The organism is Pseudomonas sp. B111 (assembly GCF_026428275.1).
Classification (GTDB): domain Bacteria; phylum Pseudomonadota; class Gammaproteobacteria; order Pseudomonadales; family Pseudomonadaceae; genus Pseudomonas; species Pseudomonas aeruginosa.
The window spans coordinates 4,231,652-4,250,712 of sequence record NZ_CP097857.1 but is presented as its reverse complement, the minus strand read 5'-3'; the positions used below and the strand labels follow the sequence as shown (position 1 = coordinate 4,250,712).

Annotated in this window: 23 protein-coding genes; 10 read left to right on the top strand and 13 right to left on the bottom strand. The window is 65.5% G+C overall.

The window, feature by feature from the left end:
- The first annotated feature begins 57 nt into the window (after positions 1-57).
- On the top strand, positions 58-498 hold the full coding sequence (locus M6E97_RS19780; RefSeq protein WP_023112319.1) for a VOC family protein: 441 nt from the start codon (positions 58-60) through the stop codon (positions 496-498).
- 31 nt (positions 499-529) lie between these two features.
- Positions 530-1,351 carry an aldo/keto reductase gene (locus tag M6E97_RS19775; RefSeq protein ID WP_003109743.1) on the top strand — a complete coding sequence of 274 codons (822 nt, stop codon included), beginning with the start codon at positions 530-532 and terminating at the stop codon, positions 1,349-1,351.
- 209 nt (positions 1,352-1,560) lie between these two features.
- Here the strand turns inward: M6E97_RS19775 and M6E97_RS19770 are convergent, their stop codons facing one another.
- On the bottom strand, positions 1,561-1,788 hold the full coding sequence (locus M6E97_RS19770) for a hypothetical protein (protein WP_003085644.1): 228 nt from the start codon (positions 1,786-1,788) through the stop codon (positions 1,561-1,563).
- Positions 1,789-2,348: 560 nt separating this feature from the next.
- Between M6E97_RS19770 and M6E97_RS19765 the strand changes: the two genes are divergently transcribed.
- The 3 genes from M6E97_RS19765 (at position 2,349) to M6E97_RS19755 (ending at position 4,680) form a co-directional block, all read left to right on the top strand.
- Positions 2,349-2,744, top strand: coding sequence for a hypothetical protein (locus tag M6E97_RS19765; RefSeq protein WP_004364129.1), 396 nt, complete (start codon positions 2,349-2,351; stop codon positions 2,742-2,744).
- Between the two features lie 626 nt (positions 2,745-3,370).
- Positions 3,371-4,138, top strand: a complete 768-nt coding sequence (gene ampDh3, locus M6E97_RS19760; protein ID WP_003114198.1) for an N-acetylmuramoyl-L-alanine amidase AmpDh3 — start codon at positions 3,371-3,373, stop codon at positions 4,136-4,138.
- A gap of 68 nt (positions 4,139-4,206) precedes the next feature.
- Positions 4,207-4,680, top strand: a complete 474-nt coding sequence (locus M6E97_RS19755) for an SRPBCC family protein (RefSeq protein ID WP_003085649.1) — start codon at positions 4,207-4,209, stop codon at positions 4,678-4,680.
- 51 nt (positions 4,681-4,731) lie between these two features.
- On the opposite strand, the gene M6E97_RS19750 is transcribed toward M6E97_RS19755, so the two are convergent.
- The 6 genes from M6E97_RS19750 to M6E97_RS19725 form a co-directional block, all read right to left on the bottom strand.
- Positions 4,732-6,048, bottom strand: coding sequence for an Nramp family divalent metal transporter (locus tag M6E97_RS19750; RefSeq protein ID WP_017002477.1), 1,317 nt, complete (start codon positions 6,046-6,048; stop codon positions 4,732-4,734).
- Between the two features lie 106 nt (positions 6,049-6,154).
- The gene (locus M6E97_RS19745) at positions 6,155-6,856 is read right to left on the bottom strand and encodes a haloacid dehalogenase type II (protein WP_003116497.1); all 702 of its coding nucleotides are present in this window, start codon (positions 6,854-6,856) and stop codon (positions 6,155-6,157) included.
- A 30-nt stretch (positions 6,857-6,886) separates the two neighbouring features.
- Complete coding sequence (locus M6E97_RS19740) at positions 6,887-8,134, bottom strand: MFS transporter (RefSeq protein WP_003085654.1); 1,248 nt, start codon at positions 8,132-8,134, stop codon at positions 6,887-6,889.
- Complete coding sequence (locus M6E97_RS19735) at positions 8,131-9,426, bottom strand: 3-keto-5-aminohexanoate cleavage protein (RefSeq protein WP_003118649.1); 1,296 nt, start codon at positions 9,424-9,426, stop codon at positions 8,131-8,133. The genes M6E97_RS19740 and M6E97_RS19735 overlap by 4 nt, the downstream gene beginning before the upstream one ends.
- Positions 9,427-9,714: 288 nt before the next feature.
- On the bottom strand, positions 9,715-10,962 hold the full coding sequence (locus M6E97_RS19730; protein ID WP_003140896.1) for an aminotransferase class V-fold PLP-dependent enzyme: 1,248 nt from the start codon (positions 10,960-10,962) through the stop codon (positions 9,715-9,717).
- A complete protein-coding gene (locus M6E97_RS19725; protein WP_003158601.1) occupies positions 10,959-11,393 on the bottom strand; it encodes a RidA family protein in 435 nt (144 codons plus the stop codon). Before M6E97_RS19725 ends, M6E97_RS19730 begins: the two co-directional genes overlap by 4 nt.
- 220 nt (positions 11,394-11,613) lie before the next feature.
- Between M6E97_RS19725 and M6E97_RS19720 the strand changes: the two genes are divergently transcribed.
- On the top strand, positions 11,614-12,567 hold the full coding sequence (locus tag M6E97_RS19720) for a LysR family transcriptional regulator (protein ID WP_003085661.1): 954 nt from the start codon (positions 11,614-11,616) through the stop codon (positions 12,565-12,567).
- Here the strand turns inward: M6E97_RS19720 and M6E97_RS19715 are convergent.
- Positions 12,540-13,424, bottom strand: coding sequence for a LysR substrate-binding domain-containing protein (locus M6E97_RS19715; protein WP_033939105.1), 885 nt, complete (start codon positions 13,422-13,424; stop codon positions 12,540-12,542). The genes M6E97_RS19720 and M6E97_RS19715 overlap by 28 nt on opposite strands.
- 100 nt (positions 13,425-13,524) lie before the next feature.
- Here M6E97_RS19715 and M6E97_RS19710 point away from each other — a divergent pair, with 100 nt between their 5' ends.
- Positions 13,525-13,950 (top strand): VOC family protein, encoded by a 426-nt coding sequence (locus tag M6E97_RS19710; protein ID WP_003116492.1) that lies wholly within the window; start codon positions 13,525-13,527, stop codon positions 13,948-13,950.
- A gap of 30 nt (positions 13,951-13,980) precedes the next feature.
- On the opposite strand, the gene M6E97_RS19705 is transcribed toward M6E97_RS19710, so the two are convergent.
- Positions 13,981-14,253 carry a hypothetical protein gene (locus tag M6E97_RS19705; RefSeq protein ID WP_022579809.1) on the bottom strand — a complete coding sequence of 91 codons (273 nt, stop codon included), beginning with the start codon at positions 14,251-14,253 and terminating at the stop codon, positions 13,981-13,983.
- Positions 14,254-14,459: 206 nt separating this feature from the next.
- Here M6E97_RS19705 and M6E97_RS19700 point away from each other — a divergent pair, with 206 nt between their 5' ends.
- From M6E97_RS19700 to M6E97_RS19690, 3 genes are all read left to right on the top strand, one after another.
- Entirely contained in the window at positions 14,460-14,699 is a 240-nt protein-coding gene (locus tag M6E97_RS19700) for a hypothetical protein (protein ID WP_052154497.1), read from the top strand.
- Positions 14,700-14,962: 263 nt separating this feature from the next.
- The gene (locus M6E97_RS19695) at positions 14,963-15,316 is read left to right on the top strand and encodes a type II toxin-antitoxin system RelE/ParE family toxin (protein ID WP_023875759.1); all 354 of its coding nucleotides are present in this window, start codon (positions 14,963-14,965) and stop codon (positions 15,314-15,316) included.
- 3 nt (positions 15,317-15,319) lie between these two features.
- Complete coding sequence (locus tag M6E97_RS19690; protein ID WP_009315278.1) at positions 15,320-15,643, top strand: XRE family transcriptional regulator; 324 nt, start codon at positions 15,320-15,322, stop codon at positions 15,641-15,643.
- Between the two features lie 375 nt (positions 15,644-16,018).
- On the opposite strand, the gene M6E97_RS19685 is transcribed toward M6E97_RS19690, so the two are convergent.
- The 4 genes from M6E97_RS19685 to M6E97_RS19670 form a co-directional block, all read right to left on the bottom strand.
- Positions 16,019-17,107, bottom strand: coding sequence for a DUF3396 domain-containing protein (locus tag M6E97_RS19685; protein WP_009315279.1), 1,089 nt, complete (start codon positions 17,105-17,107; stop codon positions 16,019-16,021).
- Positions 17,108-17,123: 16 nt separating this feature from the next.
- Positions 17,124-17,825, bottom strand: coding sequence for a VRR-NUC domain-containing protein (locus tag M6E97_RS19680; RefSeq protein ID WP_003111822.1), 702 nt, complete (start codon positions 17,823-17,825; stop codon positions 17,124-17,126).
- Positions 17,822-18,340, bottom strand: coding sequence for a PAAR domain-containing protein (locus M6E97_RS19675; RefSeq protein ID WP_033939107.1), 519 nt, complete (start codon positions 18,338-18,340; stop codon positions 17,822-17,824). The genes M6E97_RS19680 and M6E97_RS19675 overlap by 4 nt, the downstream gene beginning before the upstream one ends.
- Before the next feature lie 173 nt (positions 18,341-18,513).
- Positions 18,514-18,849: a TM2 domain-containing protein gene (locus M6E97_RS19670; RefSeq protein ID WP_023101493.1), complete on the bottom strand. Its 336-nt coding sequence runs from the start codon at positions 18,847-18,849 to the stop codon at positions 18,514-18,516.
- Between the last annotated feature and the right edge of the window lie 212 nt (positions 18,850-19,061).

Below are 19,061 nucleotides of genomic sequence, written 5' to 3'. Positions count from 1 at the left end.
GGCGGCCCGGTCCAGCGTCTATGCTGGTGGTCGTGCTTTCCCCCGGAGGTATGCGCCATGCACACGCCCGCCAGCAACACCGTCGCCAGCGTCATTCCCTGCCTGCGTTACCGCGATGCGCCGGCCGCCATCGACTGGCTGTGCCGGACCTTTGGCTTCCAGCGCAGGCTGGTGGTGCCCGGCGAGGACGAACAGGTGCTCCACGCCGAGTTGACCTACGCCAGCCCGAACGGCGCCAACGGCATGCTGATGCTCGGTTCGAGCGTCCGCGACAACGCCTACGGTCGGCTGATGCGGCACGTCGACGAAGCCGGCGGCAATACCCAGAGCCTCTACCTGGTGGTCGCCGATCCCGACGCCCTGTTCCGCAGCGCCCAGGCCGCCGGCGCCGAGATCGTCATCGACATCAAGGACGAGGACTACGGCGGTCGCGGCTTCACTTGCCGCGATCCGGAGGGCCACGTCTGGAGCTTCGGCAGCTATGATCCCTGGGCATGAGGCCCCGTCCATTCACCACAGGAGACGCTGCATGAAAACGCTCACGCTGATCGATGGCCAGGAGGTCGCCGCCATCGGTCAGGGTACCTGGCATATCGGCGAGCAGCCCGGCGAACGCAAGCGCGAGGTCGCGGCGCTGCGCGAAGGCATCGAGCTGGGGATGACGCTGATCGATACCGCCGAGATGTACGCCGAGGGCGGCGCCGAGGACGTGGTCGGCGCGGCTATCGCGGGACGCCGCGAAGAGGTCTTCCTGGTCAGCAAGGTCTACCCGCACAACGCCAGCCGCAAGGGCCTGCCGGCGGCCTGCGAGCGCAGCCTGCGCCGGCTCGGTTGCGAAACCATCGACCTCTACCTGCTGCACTGGCAGGGCCGGTATCCGCTGGAGGAAACCATCGAAGCCTTCGAGCGGTTGCGCGACCAGGGCAAGATCCTGCGCTGGGGCGTGTCCAACTTCGACCTGGGCGACATGTACGAACTGGACGGCAGCGCCTGTGCCGCCAACCAGGTGATGTACAACCTGGAGGAACGCGGTATCGAATACGACCTGCTGCCCTGGTGCCAGGAGCGCGGCATGCCGGTGATGGCCTACTGTCCGGTGGGGCAGGGCGGCAGGCTGCTACGGCACCCGGCGCTCGGCGAGATCGCCGCGCGCCACGACGCCAGCAGCGCCCAGGTCGCCCTGGCCTGGCTACTGGAGCAGGGGGTGATCGCGATCCCGAAGGCGGTGACGTCCGCTCACATCCGCCAGAATGCGGCGGCGGCCGACCTGGAACTGAGCGCCGACGACCTGCGGGCGCTCGACCAGGCGTTCCCGCCACCTACCCGCAAGCGAAACCTGGCGATCGTCTGAGTGGAGTACGGGAGAAACGGCCTGCGCTTGTTTCCCCTGGCCGCGGGAATATGACGAAGTTGCCGAGGAAATATTTAAAAAGGAATAAGTAAATATTTATTTCCTGCGTGGGAACTTTCTTCAACTTAACCTGTATTTTTCGCTGTCCCACAAAAAAGCCCCGTCGGGGACGGGGCTTTTCCTTGCATTCGCGCTGATGCTTGCATGATTCAGGCAGCCAGTGTTTTCTTGCGAACTCGATTGATCACTTCTTCCATTTTGCCGGAGTCGTCGTACTGCTCCGGATACAGGCGCTCGCTGTGGCAGGCCACGCCATGCTGGTCAACGATGGTGAAACTGAAGTTTCCTTTACGAGTTGCCTGGATCAGGCAGTCGAACGGCGCAAATGCGGCGGTTAGGGTGCGAATTGCATCCTGAGTACGATGTTGAATAGACATATTCTTATGTTCCTTTACTTTCACGCTTATGGAGCAGCGTATATTGCAAATGTTCCCGCTCCGTGACAGTGCCAAGAAAGCTTTGTGTCGGGGGAACGTACTGGTTATGCCGGCTTTTTTCGAAAAGAGCAAGCTGGCAGTTCAGGTACTAATCAGAGGATCGATTGGCAGGAAAGTTTCCAGGCCAGGATCCTGATCAATCTGCGGGTGGTATTGCGGGACGCCGGTCTTCCCATCGGCCCTGCGTGGCAGGGGATTGCTTCAGAAGAGTGGCGACCGAAGAACCATCGGAAGGCTGTAACCCTGATGGTAGAGCCCTTTTCATCTGTGGGCCCGGTCGTGGGGTAAAGCCTGATTGACTTTCAGTTTGGTACGCAGTCCCGGATTCTATGTCTTTCGACGAAGAAAGGCCAGGACATTTTTTGAGCAGATGTCGCCCCGGCGGCGGGAATGTTTGAGCATTTGTTTCGGCGGACGCCTGCCAACCGGGCAAAGGTTATGGGCCTGGCGTCGGCGGCGCGTGGCAGGATTGCCGTTCCATCGCCGCGCCGAGGTTATCCATGCCGTCGCCCGCTCGCACGCTGCTCGTGGCCTTCGTGTCCGCCTGGTTCCTGCTGGGTGGGCTGGGCCATTTCGTCTTCACCGATTTCTTCGTCGGCATCGTCCCGCCCTACGTGCCCTGGCCGCTGGCGGCGGTGTGGGTCAGCGGGGTCTTCGAACTGCTCGGCGCCGCCGCCCTGCTGGTGCCGGCATGGCGCCGGCTGGCGGCGTGCGGGCTGTTCATCCTGACCCTCTGTGTGACCCCGGCCAACCTCTACATGTGGCAGCACCCCGACCTGTTCCCATCCTTCCCGCCGACGCTGCTGGCCGCTCGCCTGGCGCTGCAGGCGTTCCTCCTCGGCTGCATCCTGGCGCTGATGCTGGCGCGGGACGAGGCGCCGCTGGCACAACGCTAGGCGCAGGCGAAAAAAAGCCACTGTGCGGGGGTGGACAGTGGCCGGGAATGCCAGGAGATGGAGGAGCAATCGGACCTGGCGTGGATAGAGTAGTAGCCGCTCTGTCGAGGGTCTGTATGGCTATTGGTGAACTTTGTGAAGAAGTGCAAAGTAGAGCGGCCAACGGACGAACGGTGTTGCACGCGGCGGGACGCTCGCGGTAGTTTTTTCCCATGATCACGTTTCCTGTGGTCGCCCTCGAAGCCCGGCCCCAGCGCCGGGCTTCGTCGTTTCCGCCCGCCGCGCAACCGGACGCAGCGGGCGGCGACCGGTGCGAAAGGCTCTGGCGTGCGCCCGCACGGCGTCCGGCCAACTTAAAGTTCGGTTGTGCCGACTGCTGTCATAACGCCATCGTTCAGTGGCCTCGGTGAGCCCCCGTACCCCCAGTTCGCTGGGGCTTGCCTTTGGTGTATCCCTTTTGCCCGGCCGCGTGCCGGGCTTTTTTATGCCCGGTCTTCTTCCTTCCGGTTTAGCCGGGGCCCGCGTTTCCTCGGCCGGCCCCTGAACCTCATCGCTGCATCGACGTCCCTAGCTACAGGCGAGCCTGTGGCCGGAGGCTTTCCATCATCCGAAAAAAGGTGAAAACCATGCTGACCATCGACTACAACAGCTATCGCACCACTACCCCCTACGGCAAACGCGTGCGCTTCCTGGTGCTGCACTACACCGCGCTCGACTTCGCCGCCTCGGTCAAGGCGCTGACCACCGGCGCCGCCAGCGCCCACTACCTGATCCCGGCGCCGCACGACCCCAGCTACAAGGCCGCCGGCTTCAAGGGCCAGCGCATCTTCAACCTGGTCGCCGAGGAAGACCGCGCCTGGCACGCCGGCGTCAGCGGCTGGGCGCGCCGCGACAACCTCAACGACACCTCCATCGGCATCGAGATCGTCAACCTCGCCCGCGACGACGACGGCGTGTTCACCTTCCCCGACTACGAGCGCTCGCAGATCAACGCACTCAAGCAACTGGCGAAGAACATCCTGCAGCGCTACCCGGACATGACCCCGAAGAACGTGGTCGGCCACTCCGATATCGCCGTCGGGCGCAAGTCCGACCCGGGTCCGAAGCTGCCCTGGAAGGAACTCTACGAGGCCGGTATCGGCGCCTGGTACGACGACGCCACCCGCGATCGCTATCGCGAAGGCTTCGAGCGCGACGGCCTGCCGCCGCGCGCCGACCTGCTGGAGGCGTTCCGCCTGTACGGCTATGCGCTGCCGGCGACGGTCGACGACGCCTACTTCGCCAGCCTGCTGCGCGCCTTCCAGATGCATTTCCGCCCGGAGAACTACGACGGCGCGCTGGATGTGGAGACGGCGGCGATCCTCTACGCTCTGAACGAGAAATACCCGGCCTGAGCCATTAACCGCGAGCGGCCGCCCGATGCGGCGGCCGCTCCCTTGCCCACCCCCATGGAGGACTTGCCATGACTGCCGTCGCACAGGTCGTCGCCAAGGCGGAAATGCTGATCCGCCGCCCCATCGCCGAGGTCTTCGAAGCCTTCGTCGATCCGGCCATCACCGCCAGGTTCTGGTTCAGCCGCGGCGATGCCCGCCTCGAAGCCGGGAAACGGCTGCGCTGGCACTGGGACATGTACGGGGTTTCCCAGGAAATCGAAGTGAAAGACCTGCAAACGAACCGCCGCATCCTCATCGAATGGCCGAATGGCGACAGCAACCCTTCCCAGGTGGAGTGGCTGTTCGAGGAACTGCCCGGCGCCGGGACCTTCGTCAGCATCCGCAACAGCGGTTTCGTCGGCACCCCGGAAGAGGTCATCCCGCGGGTGGTAGACGCCACCGAAGGTTTCACCCTGGTGCTGGCCGGACTCAAGGCCTGCCTGGAGCATGGCATCGCCTTGAACCTGGTGGCCGACCGTTTTCCCCGCGGTCTCGATGGCTGAGCATTGCCTGAGTGCGCGTCCCGCACCGCGCAGCGTGCCCTCAGGCAATGCTCAGCCGAACGCGAAATCGGCCAGCAGTTGCAGGTTCAGGCCGACGATCGCCAGCGCTACCGCCCAGGCCAGCCACCGGGTCCCGGTGCCGATCGCCAGCGGGCCCATCAGGCGCCGGTCGGAAACGAACTGTAGCAGCGGGATCACCGCCAGCGGCAACTGCATCGACAGGATCACCTGGCTGAAGATCAGCAGCCGCGTGGTGCCGTCCTCGCCGTAGAGCAGGGTCACCAGCAGCACCGGCAGCACCGCGACGCCACGGGTCAGCAGGCGCCGCGCCCAGGGCGCCAGGCGCAGGCGGAGGAAGCCCTCCATGACGATCTGCCCGGCTAGGGTGGTGGTGACCGTCGAGTTGAGGCCGGACGCGAGCAGCGCCACGGCAAACAGCAGCGAGGCGAGTTCCAGGCCGAGCAATGGCGAGAGCAGCGCGTGGGCCTGCTCGATATCGACCACTTCGGTGTGCCCGTTGCGGTGGAACACGCTGGCGGCGACGATCAGGATCGCCGCGTTGACCAGCAGCGCCAGGGTCAGCGCCAGGCTGCTGTCGGCCACCGCCCAGCGCAGCGCTTGGCGCTTGCCGGCGAGGCTGCGTGGGTAGGCGCGGCTCTGCACCAGCGAGGAATGCAGGTAGAGGTTGTGCGGCATGACGGTCGCGCCGACGATGCCGATCGCCAGGTACAGGGCAGCCGGATCGCTGAGCACCCGCGGGCTCGGCAAGAACCCTTGGAGCACCTCGCCGAGTTCGGGACGCGAGAGCAGCAACTGTACCGCGAAGCAGGCGAAGATCAGTGTCAGCAACGCCACCACGAAGGCCTCCAGCGGCCGCTGGCCACGTCCGATCAGGACCAGCACCAGCAGCGCGTCGCCCACGCAGAGCAACGCGCCCCAGGCCAGCGGCAGGCCGAACAGCAGCTTCAGGGCGATGGCGGTGCCGATCACCTCGGCCAGGTCGCAGGCGATGATCGCCGTCTCGCAGGCCAGCCACAGCAGGCGGCAGGTGCTCGGCGAGTAGCGTTCGCGGCAGGCCTGGGCCAGGTCCAGGCCGCTGGCGATGCCCAGGCGCGCGGACAGCGCCTGCAGCAGCATCGCCATCAGGCTGGAGAGCAGGATCACCGAGAGCAGCAGGTAGCCCAGCTGCGCGCCGCCGGCGACGTCGGTGGCCCAGTTGCCCGGGTCCATGTAGCCCACCGCGACCAGGTAGCCGGGGCCGGCGAAGGCCAGCAGGCGGCGCCACCAGTGGCCGCCACCGGGGACTTCGACCGGCTGGGCGCGACCGGGCTCGGCGGCCTGGGGGGCCGGGGTATCCTTCGCGGACATGACGAAGCTCCTGCCGGACGCGTGCCGGCGCTGCGCGCGCCTTTCCCGGCGCGCCGTGGCGCGCAGGTTGGGCGAGCGGTTCAGGGGGCAGGAAGGAGGAAGTTGGTCAGGCCGAGGCCGCCAGTTGCCGGTGCAGGTCCGGCAGGTCGCTGGCGATCAGGTCCCAGTCCTGCTCGGCGGCGAGGTCCTGGGTCTGGCCGGGGCCGTATTCCAGCGGCCGGGCGATGAACGCGGTCTTCAGGCCGAGGGCGCGCGCGGCCTTGAGGTCGTAGTTGTGCGCCGCGCAGAGCATCACCTCCTGCGGCGGCAGGTCGAGCAGGCGGCAGGCGCCGAGGTAGACCTGCGGGTCGGGCTTGTAGTGGCCGAACAGGTCGGCGCACAGCAGCATGTCCCAGGGCAGGCCGGCGTGCCGCGCGACGTCGAGCATCAGCGCGGTGTTGCCGTTGCTCAGCGCGGCGAGCCAGTAGTCGGCCTTCAGCGCGTGCATCCCGGCGAGCGTGTCCGGCCACGGCCGCAGGCGGTGCCAGAAGCCAGTGATGCGTTGCAGCAGGGCCTCGTCCAGCGCCAGGCCGAACTCTCCGGCCAGGGCCTCGAGACTCTGCCGGTGCAACTGGTCGAGGTGCTGCCAGGGCGCCTGACCGTTGCGTACCCGGTCCATCGCCGGCTTGTATTGCTGGCGCCAGCGGTCGGTCAGTTCCACGCAGGGCAGGGTTCCGCCGAGTTCGCGCTCCAACGCCTGGAACTGCTCGATCAGGCTGGAACGCCAGTCCACCAGGGTACCGAACACATCGAACAGGATCGCGCGCATCGTGCCTCCTCGGCCGTGGCCGTCATCGCTTCAGTGCTTCTGTGGCAGCGCCGTGGGCAGGCCGCGGCCGCTCCAGGCAGTGACCACAAGGGCTACCGCCGCCATCAGGCAGAGTGCCAGCCAGCCGGGGACGAAACTGTGGCTGAAGTCCTTGAGCAGCCCCAGCGCCGGCGGCGCGAGAACGATCGCCAACTGGTTGATGGCCATCGCCAGGCCGAGGGCGAAGCCGGTCTTGCCGACCGGCGCGGTATCCGCCACATAGGCCACCCAGGGACCGTACCAGCCGAAGCCGAAGAAGCCCAGCCAGGCCACTACCAGGCCCATCCCCAACGGCGATTGCAGGGGCAGCAGGACCAGCGCCAGCAGGCCGAGGATCACCGCGCCGAGGCAGACCATCACCGGGAAGTAGCGCCCGGCGCGGCAGCGGTCGCTCCAGGCGGCCAGCAGGATGCGCCCGGCGACGCCGCTGCCCTGGGCGACGAACAGCAGGGTCGCGGCCATGCCGATGCCGATCTCCAGGGTCTCGTGCAGGTAGAGCACGGTGAACACCAGGATGCCGTACTGCACCGAGATCAGCGCCACCCCGGAACAGACGATGTTCTTCATCGCCGGATCGGTGATCATCGCCAGCCGCGACTTCACCACCGCGCCCAGGTCGCGTTCGGCGGGGTTCGCGCCGGGCGCGGGGGCGTCCGGCGGGGTGCGGTAGAAGAGCATGAAGGCCAGCGCGCCGAGGAACGCCACCAGGCCGCCGGCGAGGAATGCGCTGCGCCAGCCGTAGATCCCCGCCAGGTACGGCAGCAGCGCGGCGGACAGCGCGCCGCCCAGCGGCAGCCCGGCCTGGCGGATGCCCATGGCGAAGCCCAGCTGGGTCTTGGCGAACCAGCGCGACACCGACTTGCTGCCGCCCGGCTGCGCCGTGCTGTAGCCGGCGCCGACGACCACCAGGAACAGCAGGATGGTCAGGTAGTCGGTGGCCCACAGCGAGGCGCAGAGGGCCAGCGCGACGATCAGCGTGCCGAGGCCGACCACCAGCCGTTCGGAGTAGCGGTCGAGCAGCTCGCCGGCCACCAGCAGGCCGACGATCGGCACCAGCTGCGCCGCCGACACCAGCAGGCCGATCTGCAGCGACGAGAGTTGCAGGTCGTTCTGGATGAACACGGCGATCGCGCCGATGCCCTGGACGAAGAAGCAGGCGCAGGCCTGGGCGAAGGTGGCGATCAGCAGGATGACCCAGCGGTAGCGCTGGGTCGGGTTCGCGGCGAGGGCGGCGGTCACTGGACGAACTCCCGTGCGAGGGTGAAGTTGGCTTCGCCGAGCGGATGCAGGCGCTGCAGCGACAGGTATTCGCCGAGGGTGCGTTCCATGCCCATGCGCTGGAAGATCCGTTCGCCGTCGAGCTCGGCCTCGGCGCCGTTGGCGCGCAGTTCGTCGAGGGCCTGGCGCAGCAGCTGGCAGTTGTCGCTGAGCGTCACCCGGCCGTCATCGTCCACCGCGTAGGGCGTGTCCTCCATGCCGACCCGCAGCACATCGACCTGGCTGTCCGCCTGCGCGGCATAGGCGGCCAGCCGGCGCACCGCGCAGAGCGGGGTGCCGGCGCGAGGACCGACGTCGAGCGGCCGGAAGTGCTGCGCGGCATGCTGCGGCATCACCGCCGCGCCGACCGTGATGCTGACCTTGCGCTTGCGCACGCCGGGTTCGCCGATGTCGTACTCCAGGCTCTTGGCGCTCTCGATCACCGCGCGGAACTGCTGGTAGGTCTCCGGGAACGGCAGGCGTGGCGAGAAGCCAAACAGCAGGATCACGTTCAACTGGCCGGAACCGCCCAGGCGCAGGCGCGGGTGCTCCACGGCGAAACGGGTCATGGCGTAGCTGCGCACATGCTGCACCCACTCCACCTCGTGGAACAGGCCGAGCTTCTGGCGCGCCTGGATGGCGTTGCGGTAGACCTGGAACTGGGTCATCGGCGAGGTCACCCCGTAGTCGGCGCCCTTGCTGGTGGAGTGGGTCTGCAACTCGGCCTTTTCCAGCGCCGTGGACGGCTGGTAGTCGCGCAGGTCGGCGAGGAAGGCCGGGCTGGAGGCATAGTCGAGGTCGAGCTTGCGCCTTTGCTTCTCCAGCTCGCAGATCACCTGCAATTCGATGGCCGCCTGGATCGTCACGAAGTGCGCACCGCCCAGATGCAGCGGGATGGCGCAGTGGCTGACCCGCTCCCACTCGCCGAAGCGGCGGATGTTCTCCTGCACCTCGCTGCCGTTGCGGCTGGCGCCGAAGCTCAGCATCAGGTCGGGGAAGCGGTTCTGCAGGGCGCGGCTGACCGCCTGGTAGATGTCGTTGTCGGTGGTCTGTTCCTGGGTCAGCGGGTTGCGCGCGTGGTAGTGGTAGTAGCGGCAACCCATCTCGTAGAGCTGGCGCGCTTCGTCCAGCAGTTCGCCGGGGGCGGTGCGGATGGTGGCGCCGGTGCAGATGCTGTCGAGCAGGCGGTCGCCGGTGGCGGCGTGGTTGCGCGGGGTGAACTTGGCGCCGGTGGAGGCGCATCCGAGAATCAGGGTTTTCCGGGATCCGGTCATGGTCGTCTTTCCTCCATTCATCATTCCATTGAGGGCGGAGCGGTCCGCGGCGGACCGAAAGGCTGCCCAGGGCGTCGAAAGTCGTCGGTGTCTCAGGCAGGTGAAAGATGTCGCTGGCGGGATCGTTATGCGTTGTTCTACGAGAGGGATTTAAACCGCATGGCGGCGGCCGTGCGCGGCGCATTCGGCAACGCTCGTTGCCGCCGGCACAAAGACCTTGCGCAAATCGCCCGGCGTTGCGCCAACCGCCGGCACGGCGGCGCAACGTTGCCATTCGCGCAAGGTCGCTCAACTGGCGGCGCGCTGTCGCAGGCAATCCTCCAGGGCCTCGCCGAGGCGCTCGATCTCGCCGTCGTCGGTCAGGTAGTGCGGAGTCAGGCGCAGTACCCCCGGCAGCGCCTGCTCGCGCAGCGCCCAGCGGGCATACTGCGGGCCGATGTAGGAGGCGTTCACGCCGCGCGCGTGGAGGCGCTTCAGCCATTGCTCGCCGCTCAGTTCGGGGGCCGCGTAGGTCATCAACGCGCTGGCGTGCGGCCCTTGTTCCAGCGGCGTCCAGCCGAGCCGGCGGTAGAGCTGCTGGGCGATGCGTTCGCGCAACTGGCGGTTACGCCGGGCGATGCGCCGGACATCGGTCTGCAACAGGTAGTCGCAACTGGCCTTGAGCGCCAGGCGCAGCCCCGGGTTGAACTCCGAGCATTCGAAGCGCCGCGCGTCATCCCGCGCCTGCAGGGCGAAGGCGTCGCTCCATTGCGCGCCGCCGACGTCCAGCCCGTCGGGCAGGGCTAGGCGCTCCAGGGCACGTTCGCCGAGATAGAGCACGCCGAGTCCCTTTGGCCCGCGCAGCCACTTGCGTGGCGGGAACACCAGCACGTCGCAGCCGGTCGCCTCCACCGCCAGCGGCAACTGGCCGACCGCATGGCTGGCATCGAGGAAGAACAGCCCGTCATGGGCGCGGATGCGCTCGGCTACGCCCTCCAGCGCGGTAGCCGCGCCATGCCCGGTGGGCACCGCGCTGAGCGACAGCAGCGGCGTCTGGCCGGGGGCGAGGTCGTGCAACTGTTCGTCAAGCCGTTGCAACAGCTGTGCGGCGTCGCCGCGTGCGTCGATCAGGCGCAGCTCCAGCCCGCGCTGCTGGCGCGCGGCGAGCAGGCACAGGCTGTTGGAACCATATTCGTCGAAGCTGCTGATCGCCCGTATCCGTGGATGGGCGGCCAGGGCCGCGGCAAAGGCCACCGACCAGGCGCGGCTGGCGCAGTCGAGCAGGGCGATGTGCCGTGGCTGGGTGCCGAGCACTCGCGCGACGCTGTCGCGGACCGCCAGCAAGGGCTCGGCGAAATGCTCGGCGGCGCGCTGCACGCCCCAGCGCCGCTCGGCTTCCAGCCAGCTGTCGAGGGCGTCGTAGAGCACCTGCGGCGGCAGGCTGGCGGAGCCATGGGCGAAGTGCGCGTAGCTGCCCCAGGCCGGGGTCTCGCGGCGCAGGCGCAGCAGTTCGTCGGCACCGAAGGCGTCGGGGCCGGCGGGGAAGAGCGCGCTCATGGCCGCACCGCCGCGATCAGTTCCACCTCCACCGCGGCGCCGCGCGGCAGCTCGGCCACGCCGACGGCGGCGCGGGCGTGGCCGCCGCGCGCGCCGAGCACCTCGTCGAAATACTCGCTGGCGGCATCGATCACCGCCGGCTGCTGGACGAAACCCGCCGCGCTGGCGACGTAGCCGGTCACCTTGAGCAGCCGCTCGACCCGTTGCAGGCCGCCCAGCGCCTCCTCCAGCGCCAGCAGGCAGCGCGCCGCGCAGAGCCGGGCGGCCTGGCGGGCCTGTTCCAGGTCGAGTTCGCTGCCGACCTTGCCGGTCCAGCGCAGCTCGCCGTGCTGGCGCGGCAACTGGCCGCTGACGTAGGCGATGCCGGCGTGGAGCACCACCGGCTGGTAGGCGCCGCCGGCGACGATGGCCGGAGCGGGGGATGTCTGCATGGTCCTGTCCTCGTGGCGGACCCGCCCGGCCACGATGCTCGGGCGGGTCGATGGCTGGAAAAGCGCGACCTCACTACTGTGGGCCGGTTTTCCCGGTCTGTTTTGCGGGAGTCGACGAGCTGCTTGCCAAATCGGCAAAACAAACCGAACTTTAGCCTTGCAACAGGCACCGCCGCGCGAAGTAGACTGAAAACGCCCGACCGTTGAGGAACGCGCAACGATGATCGACCTGGTGATGCTCAAGGACTTCCTCGTCCTCTGTCGGATCAAGAGCTTCAGCCGTGCGGCGCAGGAGTGCCATGTCTCCGTGTCCGGGCTCAGCCGGCGTATCCAGACCCTGGAACAGTGGCTCGGCGCGCCGGTCTTCGAGCGCCACAAGCACGCCCTCGAACTGACCGAGGCCGGCCGCCAGTTGCAAGGCGTGGCGCAGGACGCGGTGCGCGCCCTGGACAACCTGCGCCAGTCGATCCGCGAGCGCGACGAAGACGCCCAGCGGCGCATCCGTTTCTGCGCCCCGCACATCCTCTCCTCGGTGTTTTTCCCGCACTGGATTCCGCGTCTGCAGGCGGACTTCCGCAGCGCCAAGTTCAGCGTCGACTGCGATTACCTGCCGCAATGCCTGTCGCGCCTGCGCGACGGCTCGGTGGACTACGTGGTGGCGTTGCTCGACGAAGGCGAGGCGGTGTCGCGCCGCCTGGGCATTGACAGCGAAGCCGAGTTCCAGCGCCTGGAGCTTGGTCACGAACAACTGGTGGCGGTCTGCGCGCCGGACGCCGCCGGCCAGCCGCTGTTCAACCTCGACCGCCTGCAGACCGAAGCGCTGTCGTTCCTCGGCTACTCCGAGGAATGCCACCTGGGCTGGGCCCTGGAACCGCTGCTGCGCGACAGCGGCCTGTTCCTCCAGCGCCATCACAGCTCCAGCCAGACCGAGGGGCTGCGCTTCTTCGCCCAATCGCGCCTGGGCGTCGCCTGGCTGCCGCATACCCTGGTCCGCGAGGACCTCGCCAGCCGTCGCCTGGTGCGCGCCGGCGGCCAGCGCTTCGACGTACCGCTGCGCTACACCCTGATCCGTCGCCGCCTGCCGCTACCCGGCGAGGCCGAACGCCTGTGGACCTTCCTCGGCGAGCTGGCGCGCCCGGCGCCGCGCTACGCGGTGGTCGGCGCGGCCTCCTGAGCCGCCGTCTCGGCGAGCAGGGCGCGGCGGAATTCACCGACCAGGTCGTCCTGCGCCGAACCGCTGCGGCTGACCATCACCAGCTCGCGCTGGAATTCCAGCGCGCCCAGTTCGATCACCCGTACCCGCGCCGGCTCGCGTAGCCACAGCCCGGCCCGGGGCAGCAGCGCCACGCCGAGACCGTTCTCCACCATCCGCGCGATCGCGTCGATCTCGTCCAGCTCCATCACCTGGCGCGGCCTGAGCTGCTGCGCCTCGAGGAAATCGCCCACCAGGCGACCGCCGAAGGACACATGGTCGTAGCGGATGAACGGTTGCGTGCGCAGCAACTCCAGCGCATCCGTCGCGGTGCATTGCGGCGGCGCGATCAGCACGAACGGCTGGCGCTCGACCCGTTGCGCGAAGAGCCCGCGCGGCAGGTTGAACGGCGGGCGGATGAGGATCGCCAGGTCCAGTTCGGCGGCGTCCACCTGGTCCAGCAGGTGCAGCGAGACGCCCGGCACCACCTGCGGCTCGATGTGCGGCGCCTGTTCGGCGAGGCGCTTGAGCACCTCCGGCAGCAGCCCGGTCTGCGCCGTGTTCACCGCACCGATGCGCAGGCGTCCGCGCGGGCTGTCGCCCTGGCCGATGCCGTCGAACAGCGCGAGGATCTGCTCGGCCGTACGTACCGCCTGCCGCCCGGCCTCGTTCAGGTGTGCCGCGCGCGGCGTGCGCTTGAACAACTCGACGCCGACGCTGCGTTCCAGCGCGCGGATCTGCGCGCTCACCGCCGACTGCGTCAGCCCCACCTGTTCCCCCGCCGCGGCGAAGGAGCCCCGGCGCGCCACGGCGACCAGGGTGCGGAGTTCGCGGATCATCCAAGCCTCGAAAAAAGTATTGCTCAGGCGAAATATTATGCGCTTTCCATCGAAATCGGCACGGCAAATAATCCCGGCACACCCACAGAGGAACCGCGCCATGAGCCTGATGCCCTTCCACCTCGCCATCCCCGTCCACGACCTGCCCGCCGCCCGGCGCTTTTACGGCGAGGTCTTCGGCCTGAGCGAAGGCCGCTCCGCCGAGCACTGGGTCGACTTCGACTTCTTCGGCCACCAGTTGGTCATCCACCAGCACCCGCAGACCGACTCCCAGCGCCACGCCGGTAGCAACCCGGTGGACGGCCACGACGTGCCGGTGCCGCACTTCGGCGTGGTCCTCGCCTGGGACGACTGGCACGCCCTGGCCGAACGCCTGAAGCAGCGCGGCACCCGCTTCGTGATCGAGCCCTATATCCGCTTCAAGGGCCAGGTCGGCGAGCAGGCCACGCTGTTCCTCTTCGACCCCTGCGGCAACGCGCTGGAGTTCAAGAGCTTCCGCGACATGGACCAGTTGTTCGCCAAGTGAGATTGCCGGCGCTCCGCCTGGAGGCTGCGCTTACTGCGCGCAGTCCGTGCAGAACTCCAGCGCCGCGCAGCTGGACTGCTCATCCGGCAGGTTCAACGTTGCGCACTCTTTCTTGCGCACCACGCTACCCAGCGGCGCCAGCTTGAACCGCTCCGGCGGCGGGCTGGCCGGCTTTGCGCTTGTCGTCCCGTCGAGGTCGGGCTTGAAGGCGTGTTCAAGGTCGCCCAGGCGTTCGTCCAGGGTGGCGGAGGAGGCGAGGGCGGGCGTCAGGGCCAGGATGAGCAGGAGAACGCGGTAGGGCATGGGGTTTCCGGTGTGGGTGGCGATGCGCTGGAGCCGGGCACGGCATCCCCGCATGACGAGGAATCGAAGCGGCCATTCAAGGCGATTACGTGTTGGCGATGGGATGCGCTCGCCCTCTGTTTGGCATTTTGTGAAGCGCTTCGCACCTTGCCCGAGCGACGCCTTGGCCGGGCAAAACTGTCACCGCACAGTCCCCTTCCACCTTCATCCCCCTGCGACGCACCTCGCAATGCAACCAGCATCCCGGCTGCGCCACCCTCTACCTGGACTGCAGCGCAGCCAGCGAAGATCTGTTCGACACCGCCCGCCGCCGGCTGGAGTTGGCGATCGGAACGCTGAGCGTCCTCGACCTGCTCGACGAAACCGAAGACCGGCGAAAGCACCGCCGCATCACCGGCTCCTTGCTGTCGCTGTTCGAGGCGGAATACGCACGCAGACACCGATAACCGACGGAGGCGGTAAATGGCCAAGGCTGGGTAGGACTGGGGCTGGAGAGGAGGGGACGGGCCAAGCTCTGTGCTATGCCGGCCTGTATGGGCGAGTAATTTCGACACTTTTTCGACACACGGAATGAGGCTGCCTCGCGGGTCCTGGTGCGTCCATCTGGGACCGGATCGTCTTCAGGACTCCGTGCGCTCGGTCCGTTGTCGGGAAGCGCTCTCTTTGAGTAGGATTCCTTTGATGGAATATTCCCTGGGGGTTATATTTTGTGGCGTGGGATATCGAGTACACCGACGAGTTCGGTGATTGGTGGGGTTCTCTGTCCGAGGATGAGCAGGAGTCGCTAGCTGTGACGGTTCGCTTGCTTGAGGAGCGGGGGCCATCCTTGGGGCACCCCCACAGCAGCGACATCAATGGCTCCCGCCATGGCCATATGAGAGAGCTACGGACTCAACACGGCGGGCGACCTTTCCGAACGCTTTACGCGTTTGACCCCAGACGCTCCGCGATACTGCCGATCGGTGGCGACAAGACTGGCGATGATCGTTGGTACGAATTGAACGTGCCCATTGCCGACCGCCTCTATGACGAACACTTGCACCAGCTCCGTGAGGAGGACTGATCGATGGCTAAGAAATTCTCCGACCTTCGGGCGCAAATGTCGCCTGAGGCACAGGCCCGCGTCGAGGCCAAGGCCCAGAAACTATTGGCTGAAATGCCCCTGAATGAGTTGCGCCAGGCTAGAGGCTTGTCGCAGAAGATGCTGTCTGAAGTGCTGCAGGTGCAGCAGCCGGCAATTGCCAAGATGGAGCGGCGTACGGATATGTACATCTCCACCTTGCGCAGCCACATCGAAGCCATGGGCGGCCATCTGGAAGTGATTGCACGCTTCCCGGATGGCGCGGTGAAAATCAGCAACTTCGCTGATATCGAAGAGGCGGGCGCCTAAGGCTATTCGTTACGACAGTTCTTCGACTTCAAAGCCTTAGAGCTGTTTCCAATTTAAAGGTATTTTAGATATCACCGATAAGAAGTAAATGACGCCAATGGAGATGGTCTTATGGGTTTGAAGAAGTTTTAGTAAGGTGTAAAGAAGACAGATTTTGAGTTTGAGTTTGGGTTTCGAGTCGCGAATCTATTAAAGAGGGATGGTTGTTGAATAATAAGTAATAGATACTGTTTGGGTGATATTGAAGGCACGATTAGATAGGTTGAATTCTTGCTTATAAGCACTCTTGTGAGGTGCAGATATTTTTTCTGTCAGGCTCGCCTCATAGGGAGTGTAGCCTTGGCGAGCACTTTTGATCCCAGAAAACGTAAGCCCCTACGGGCGCTCCGGCAGTGAGTTCGTCGCGTCCAAGCATGGCTCAGTGTTGAGCAATTTGTCGCGCCAGCGGGGGAGTTCGCTGTCTTCCACATCCAGCCGTTTCAACCATTGATCGGCCGCCCAGCCCACCAGCCGCAATTCGCCGTCGTGGGAGCCGCCGTGTAGCGAGCCGACGGTTTCATAGCGAATGCCTTTGAGCGCGTGGTTCAGCAGCACATACGGAGCGGGTCTGGAGTCTTCCGCATCACCCGCGATATAGGGATAGGCACCGGCCTGGATTACCACGCCATCGCCGTAGCGGTAGAAGGCAAAGTGGCTGGAGGGCAGTTGCGCACGCAGGGCATCGAGCCCGCCGGCCAGCGCCAGGCGCTCGTTGTTCAGGAGGGTTAGCCAACTGACAGTTTTGATTCTTGTAGGTTTGAACTCGGGAGTATTGGCCAGCAGACAAGCCGTCCCTACATCCAAACCCGGCATACGCGCCGCCATAAAGGCTTCGGAGGGCTCGTCATTGTCCCAACTGGTCGGCGAGAGATTGTAGGCATGCCCCGCATACCCCTGCTCCGGCTCTAGTCGCCGTGCGAAGTCAATAAACAGCTGTAGGAAATCCAATGGCTGCCGCTCTTGATATAGCAGAGGTACGGAGAACTCCAGAACACTAAGATCATGGCCCATTTTGGCTTGCCAGCTCCGCTTGCCGTAAATATCAAACAGCCAGGCGCCTGCATCGCGGGATTTCTTGCCGCTGGTGTAGCAGAAGCTGAGATGATCGTCTTCATCCATTGCCCCCATCATCTCGCGCAGTGGTTGGGTGTCACGGTATGCGGTCAGTGGCTTTCCTTGTGCAGGCTCTTCACGCCAGAGCCAGGTGAGGTGAGGCTCTGCTAGGCGCTTGAACTCATCGAAGCATTGGCATAATGACTCACGTACCAGTGGGGTATGGGCATCTTTGAAGTAGAGAGTACCGCGCAGACAAAGCACGGCACCGATATAGTCTTCGGGGCCGCCCTTCATCAACAGGTTGCCGGCTATTTCCAGTAGATGGGGTTGCTTGGCTAACTCTGCAGCCAGATCGAATGGCTGTTCCATGGGCTTTTCCTCTTGATCAATAGGCGGGAATCATCGGGCGAGGGGAACGGCCTCGGGTCAAGACGAACATCACTCCACCTGCGATGGCGACGGCCCACCCTGCTTGCTCTACTGGCACCTTGGATCGTTGATTTTCCTGGCCACAGTCGCAGTCGGAGGGTTTCATTTCAACAATCTTGTTCTTGTTGCCGGCAATCGCTGCATAATCCTCAAGTTGTTCCCTATTATGTGGGTCAGGCGGAAACTTCATCTCCACCACCTGTTTGATATTGTCCTGGGTTGGCGGCCTGTTGGGATTCTGAACGATGATCACGTCGGGCCTGCGAATCATTCCTTTCCCTGGCTTGAACGGCGGATGCTCCGGATCTTCATCCCAATACTTGCTGATCCATCCCGGTATCCAGCCATGTGGACTGTTACCGGTCTGGCTATCGAGAATCGGCTGCGGTGGGTTCTTGGTCATGTCGTAGCTGACCTCGGGCTTGTAGGGGCTGCGTCCCTGGAGAACTTCGTCCAACTCTCCCAGCCGCTGTGCCACGCACGCCTGCTTGAGGCTTTTGCCATCCTGGCTGAGGTTGGGCGTGCTGCTGCAATGGCAGACCGCCGAGCACAGCACCTTCTTGTCCTGCGGATCGAGCCTGGATTCCAGGGTGCCGACGGGGTTGGTCCTGCCTTCGGGGCTCATGCCTCCCCGGGACAGGCTGGGCTGGTCGCTCATGCGTCGCACCTCTGCACCAGGTCGATGTAGAGGGTCTCCGCGGTGGGGCGCTCGATCCAGGAGGTCATGCCGTCGGCATCCGTGGTGTCGAACGCATTCCAGCCGCCACTCGACCAGACCCTGACCCGGCGTCCGGCGACGGGCTTGCCCGTTTCGTGGTCGATGAGCTGGAAGCGCCCGGAACAGGGCACGCCGTTGCGGTTAAGGGGAAGGGCGGGAGCGCGCGGGGCGGGCGTGAAGACGTCGCCGATGAGTACCGTCCCCGAGCCGCCGATCACCACGTTGCCGTGCGCCCCGATACTACCCAGCGTCACCGCCGGTAGGCCGTTGATGAGTACCGTCGACGAAACGGCTGAGATCATCGGGCTTCCGCAGGCTGAGGCGTCGCCTTGCCGTGCTGCCGGCAGGCCGTCGAAAACGACGTCGGGAGAGCCCTGGACGATGGGGTTGCTGCCATGCCCTGGCACTGGGCAGGTCGTTGGATCGGTGACGCGGGCGGCGGGTTTTCCACTCATGTGCGGGTCCTTGCATCAGTGAGATGTGCTGGCCGCTCTGGCGGCCAATTCGGGATTGAACGAGTCGGCACCTATCGCCAGCGGAAGAAACGCAGAAGGGGACTTCTCCTTGTCCCACCTCCCGGCATTGGTTTCTTCTCCGGCCCGCCGAGGACCGTAGCGAGGTGCGCCGGTCAGTCTTGAGGGTGCGACGCGGAAGCGCCGGCTACCTGCAGCGCTGCAACTTCCAGCCGGGCGTCGCGGCGGGTCTGCTCCGTATGGCCCTGGATGATGCCGGGAATCAGGAAGGCATCGACGATCCACCAGATGCCGGTAATGATCAGGGGGAACAGGGTGAAACAACCGATCAGCGTGATGATCAGTTGGGTAAACGCCGTGCCGGTTTTCCCCAGGTAGAAGCGGTGTGCGCCGAAACCGCCCAGGAAGAACCACAGAAGATAGGCGGTGCCGGTGGATTTCTGGGCGTTGGAAACTTTCTGCTCCACGAGCATTTCAGACTGTAGTGACATGAGTTTTCCCACTGATCCATGCGGAAGACATGGTGGGAATTGAAACGTTGCCAACGGTGTTTTTTCAAGCGTCCAGTCTGAGGATGTTTTTGATTTGTAGTTTTATTGCGGGGCTCTGGAAGAGTCGGCCAGGAGTCGGAACTCCTGGACTTCGTAGAAGCGCTTAAAACAAACTGGCGAGTGGCTGGAGTTTATTGGCGAAAGGCGTCCGG

Bases quoted from the DNA above. Each gene is read 5' to 3' on its own strand.
- M6E97_RS19770 (WP_003085644.1), bottom strand. From the start codon at position 1,788: ATGTCTATTCAACATCGTACTCAGGATGCAATTCGCACCCTAACCGCC.
- M6E97_RS19670 (WP_023101493.1), bottom strand. From the start codon at position 18,849: ATGTCACTACAGTCTGAAATGCTCGTGGAGCAGAAAGTTTCCAACGCC.
- M6E97_RS19680 (WP_003111822.1), bottom strand. From the start codon at position 17,825: ATGAGCGACCAGCCCAGCCTGTCCCGGGGAGGCATGAGCCCCGAAGGC.
- M6E97_RS19755 (WP_003085649.1), top strand. From the start codon at position 4,207: ATGACTGCCGTCGCACAGGTCGTCGCCAAGGCGGAAATGCTGATCCGC.
- M6E97_RS19720 (WP_003085661.1), top strand. From the start codon at position 11,614: ATGATCGACCTGGTGATGCTCAAGGACTTCCTCGTCCTCTGTCGGATC.
- M6E97_RS19715 (WP_033939105.1), bottom strand. From the start codon at position 13,424: ATGATCCGCGAACTCCGCACCCTGGTCGCCGTGGCGCGCCGGGGCTCC.
- M6E97_RS19765 (WP_004364129.1), top strand. From the start codon at position 2,349: ATGCCGTCGCCCGCTCGCACGCTGCTCGTGGCCTTCGTGTCCGCCTGG.
- M6E97_RS19725 (WP_003158601.1), bottom strand. From the start codon at position 11,393: ATGCAGACATCCCCCGCTCCGGCCATCGTCGCCGGCGGCGCCTACCAG.
- ampDh3 (WP_003114198.1), top strand. From the start codon at position 3,371: ATGCTGACCATCGACTACAACAGCTATCGCACCACTACCCCCTACGGC.
- M6E97_RS19750 (WP_017002477.1), bottom strand. From the start codon at position 6,048: ATGTCCGCGAAGGATACCCCGGCCCCCCAGGCCGCCGAGCCCGGTCGC.
- M6E97_RS19710 (WP_003116492.1), top strand. From the start codon at position 13,525: ATGAGCCTGATGCCCTTCCACCTCGCCATCCCCGTCCACGACCTGCCC.
- M6E97_RS19735 (WP_003118649.1), bottom strand. From the start codon at position 9,426: ATGACCGGATCCCGGAAAACCCTGATTCTCGGATGCGCCTCCACCGGC.
- M6E97_RS19705 (WP_022579809.1), bottom strand. From the start codon at position 14,253: ATGCCCTACCGCGTTCTCCTGCTCATCCTGGCCCTGACGCCCGCCCTC.
- M6E97_RS19780 (WP_023112319.1), top strand. From the start codon at position 58: ATGCACACGCCCGCCAGCAACACCGTCGCCAGCGTCATTCCCTGCCTG.
- M6E97_RS19730 (WP_003140896.1), bottom strand. From the start codon at position 10,962: ATGAGCGCGCTCTTCCCCGCCGGCCCCGACGCCTTCGGTGCCGACGAA.
- M6E97_RS19745 (WP_003116497.1), bottom strand. From the start codon at position 6,856: ATGCGCGCGATCCTGTTCGATGTGTTCGGTACCCTGGTGGACTGGCGT.
- M6E97_RS19685 (WP_009315279.1), bottom strand. From the start codon at position 17,107: ATGGAACAGCCATTCGATCTGGCTGCAGAGTTAGCCAAGCAACCCCAT.
- M6E97_RS19690 (WP_009315278.1), top strand. From the start codon at position 15,320: ATGGCTAAGAAATTCTCCGACCTTCGGGCGCAAATGTCGCCTGAGGCA.
- M6E97_RS19675 (WP_033939107.1), bottom strand. From the start codon at position 18,340: ATGAGTGGAAAACCCGCCGCCCGCGTCACCGATCCAACGACCTGCCCA.
- M6E97_RS19775 (WP_003109743.1), top strand. From the start codon at position 530: ATGAAAACGCTCACGCTGATCGATGGCCAGGAGGTCGCCGCCATCGGT.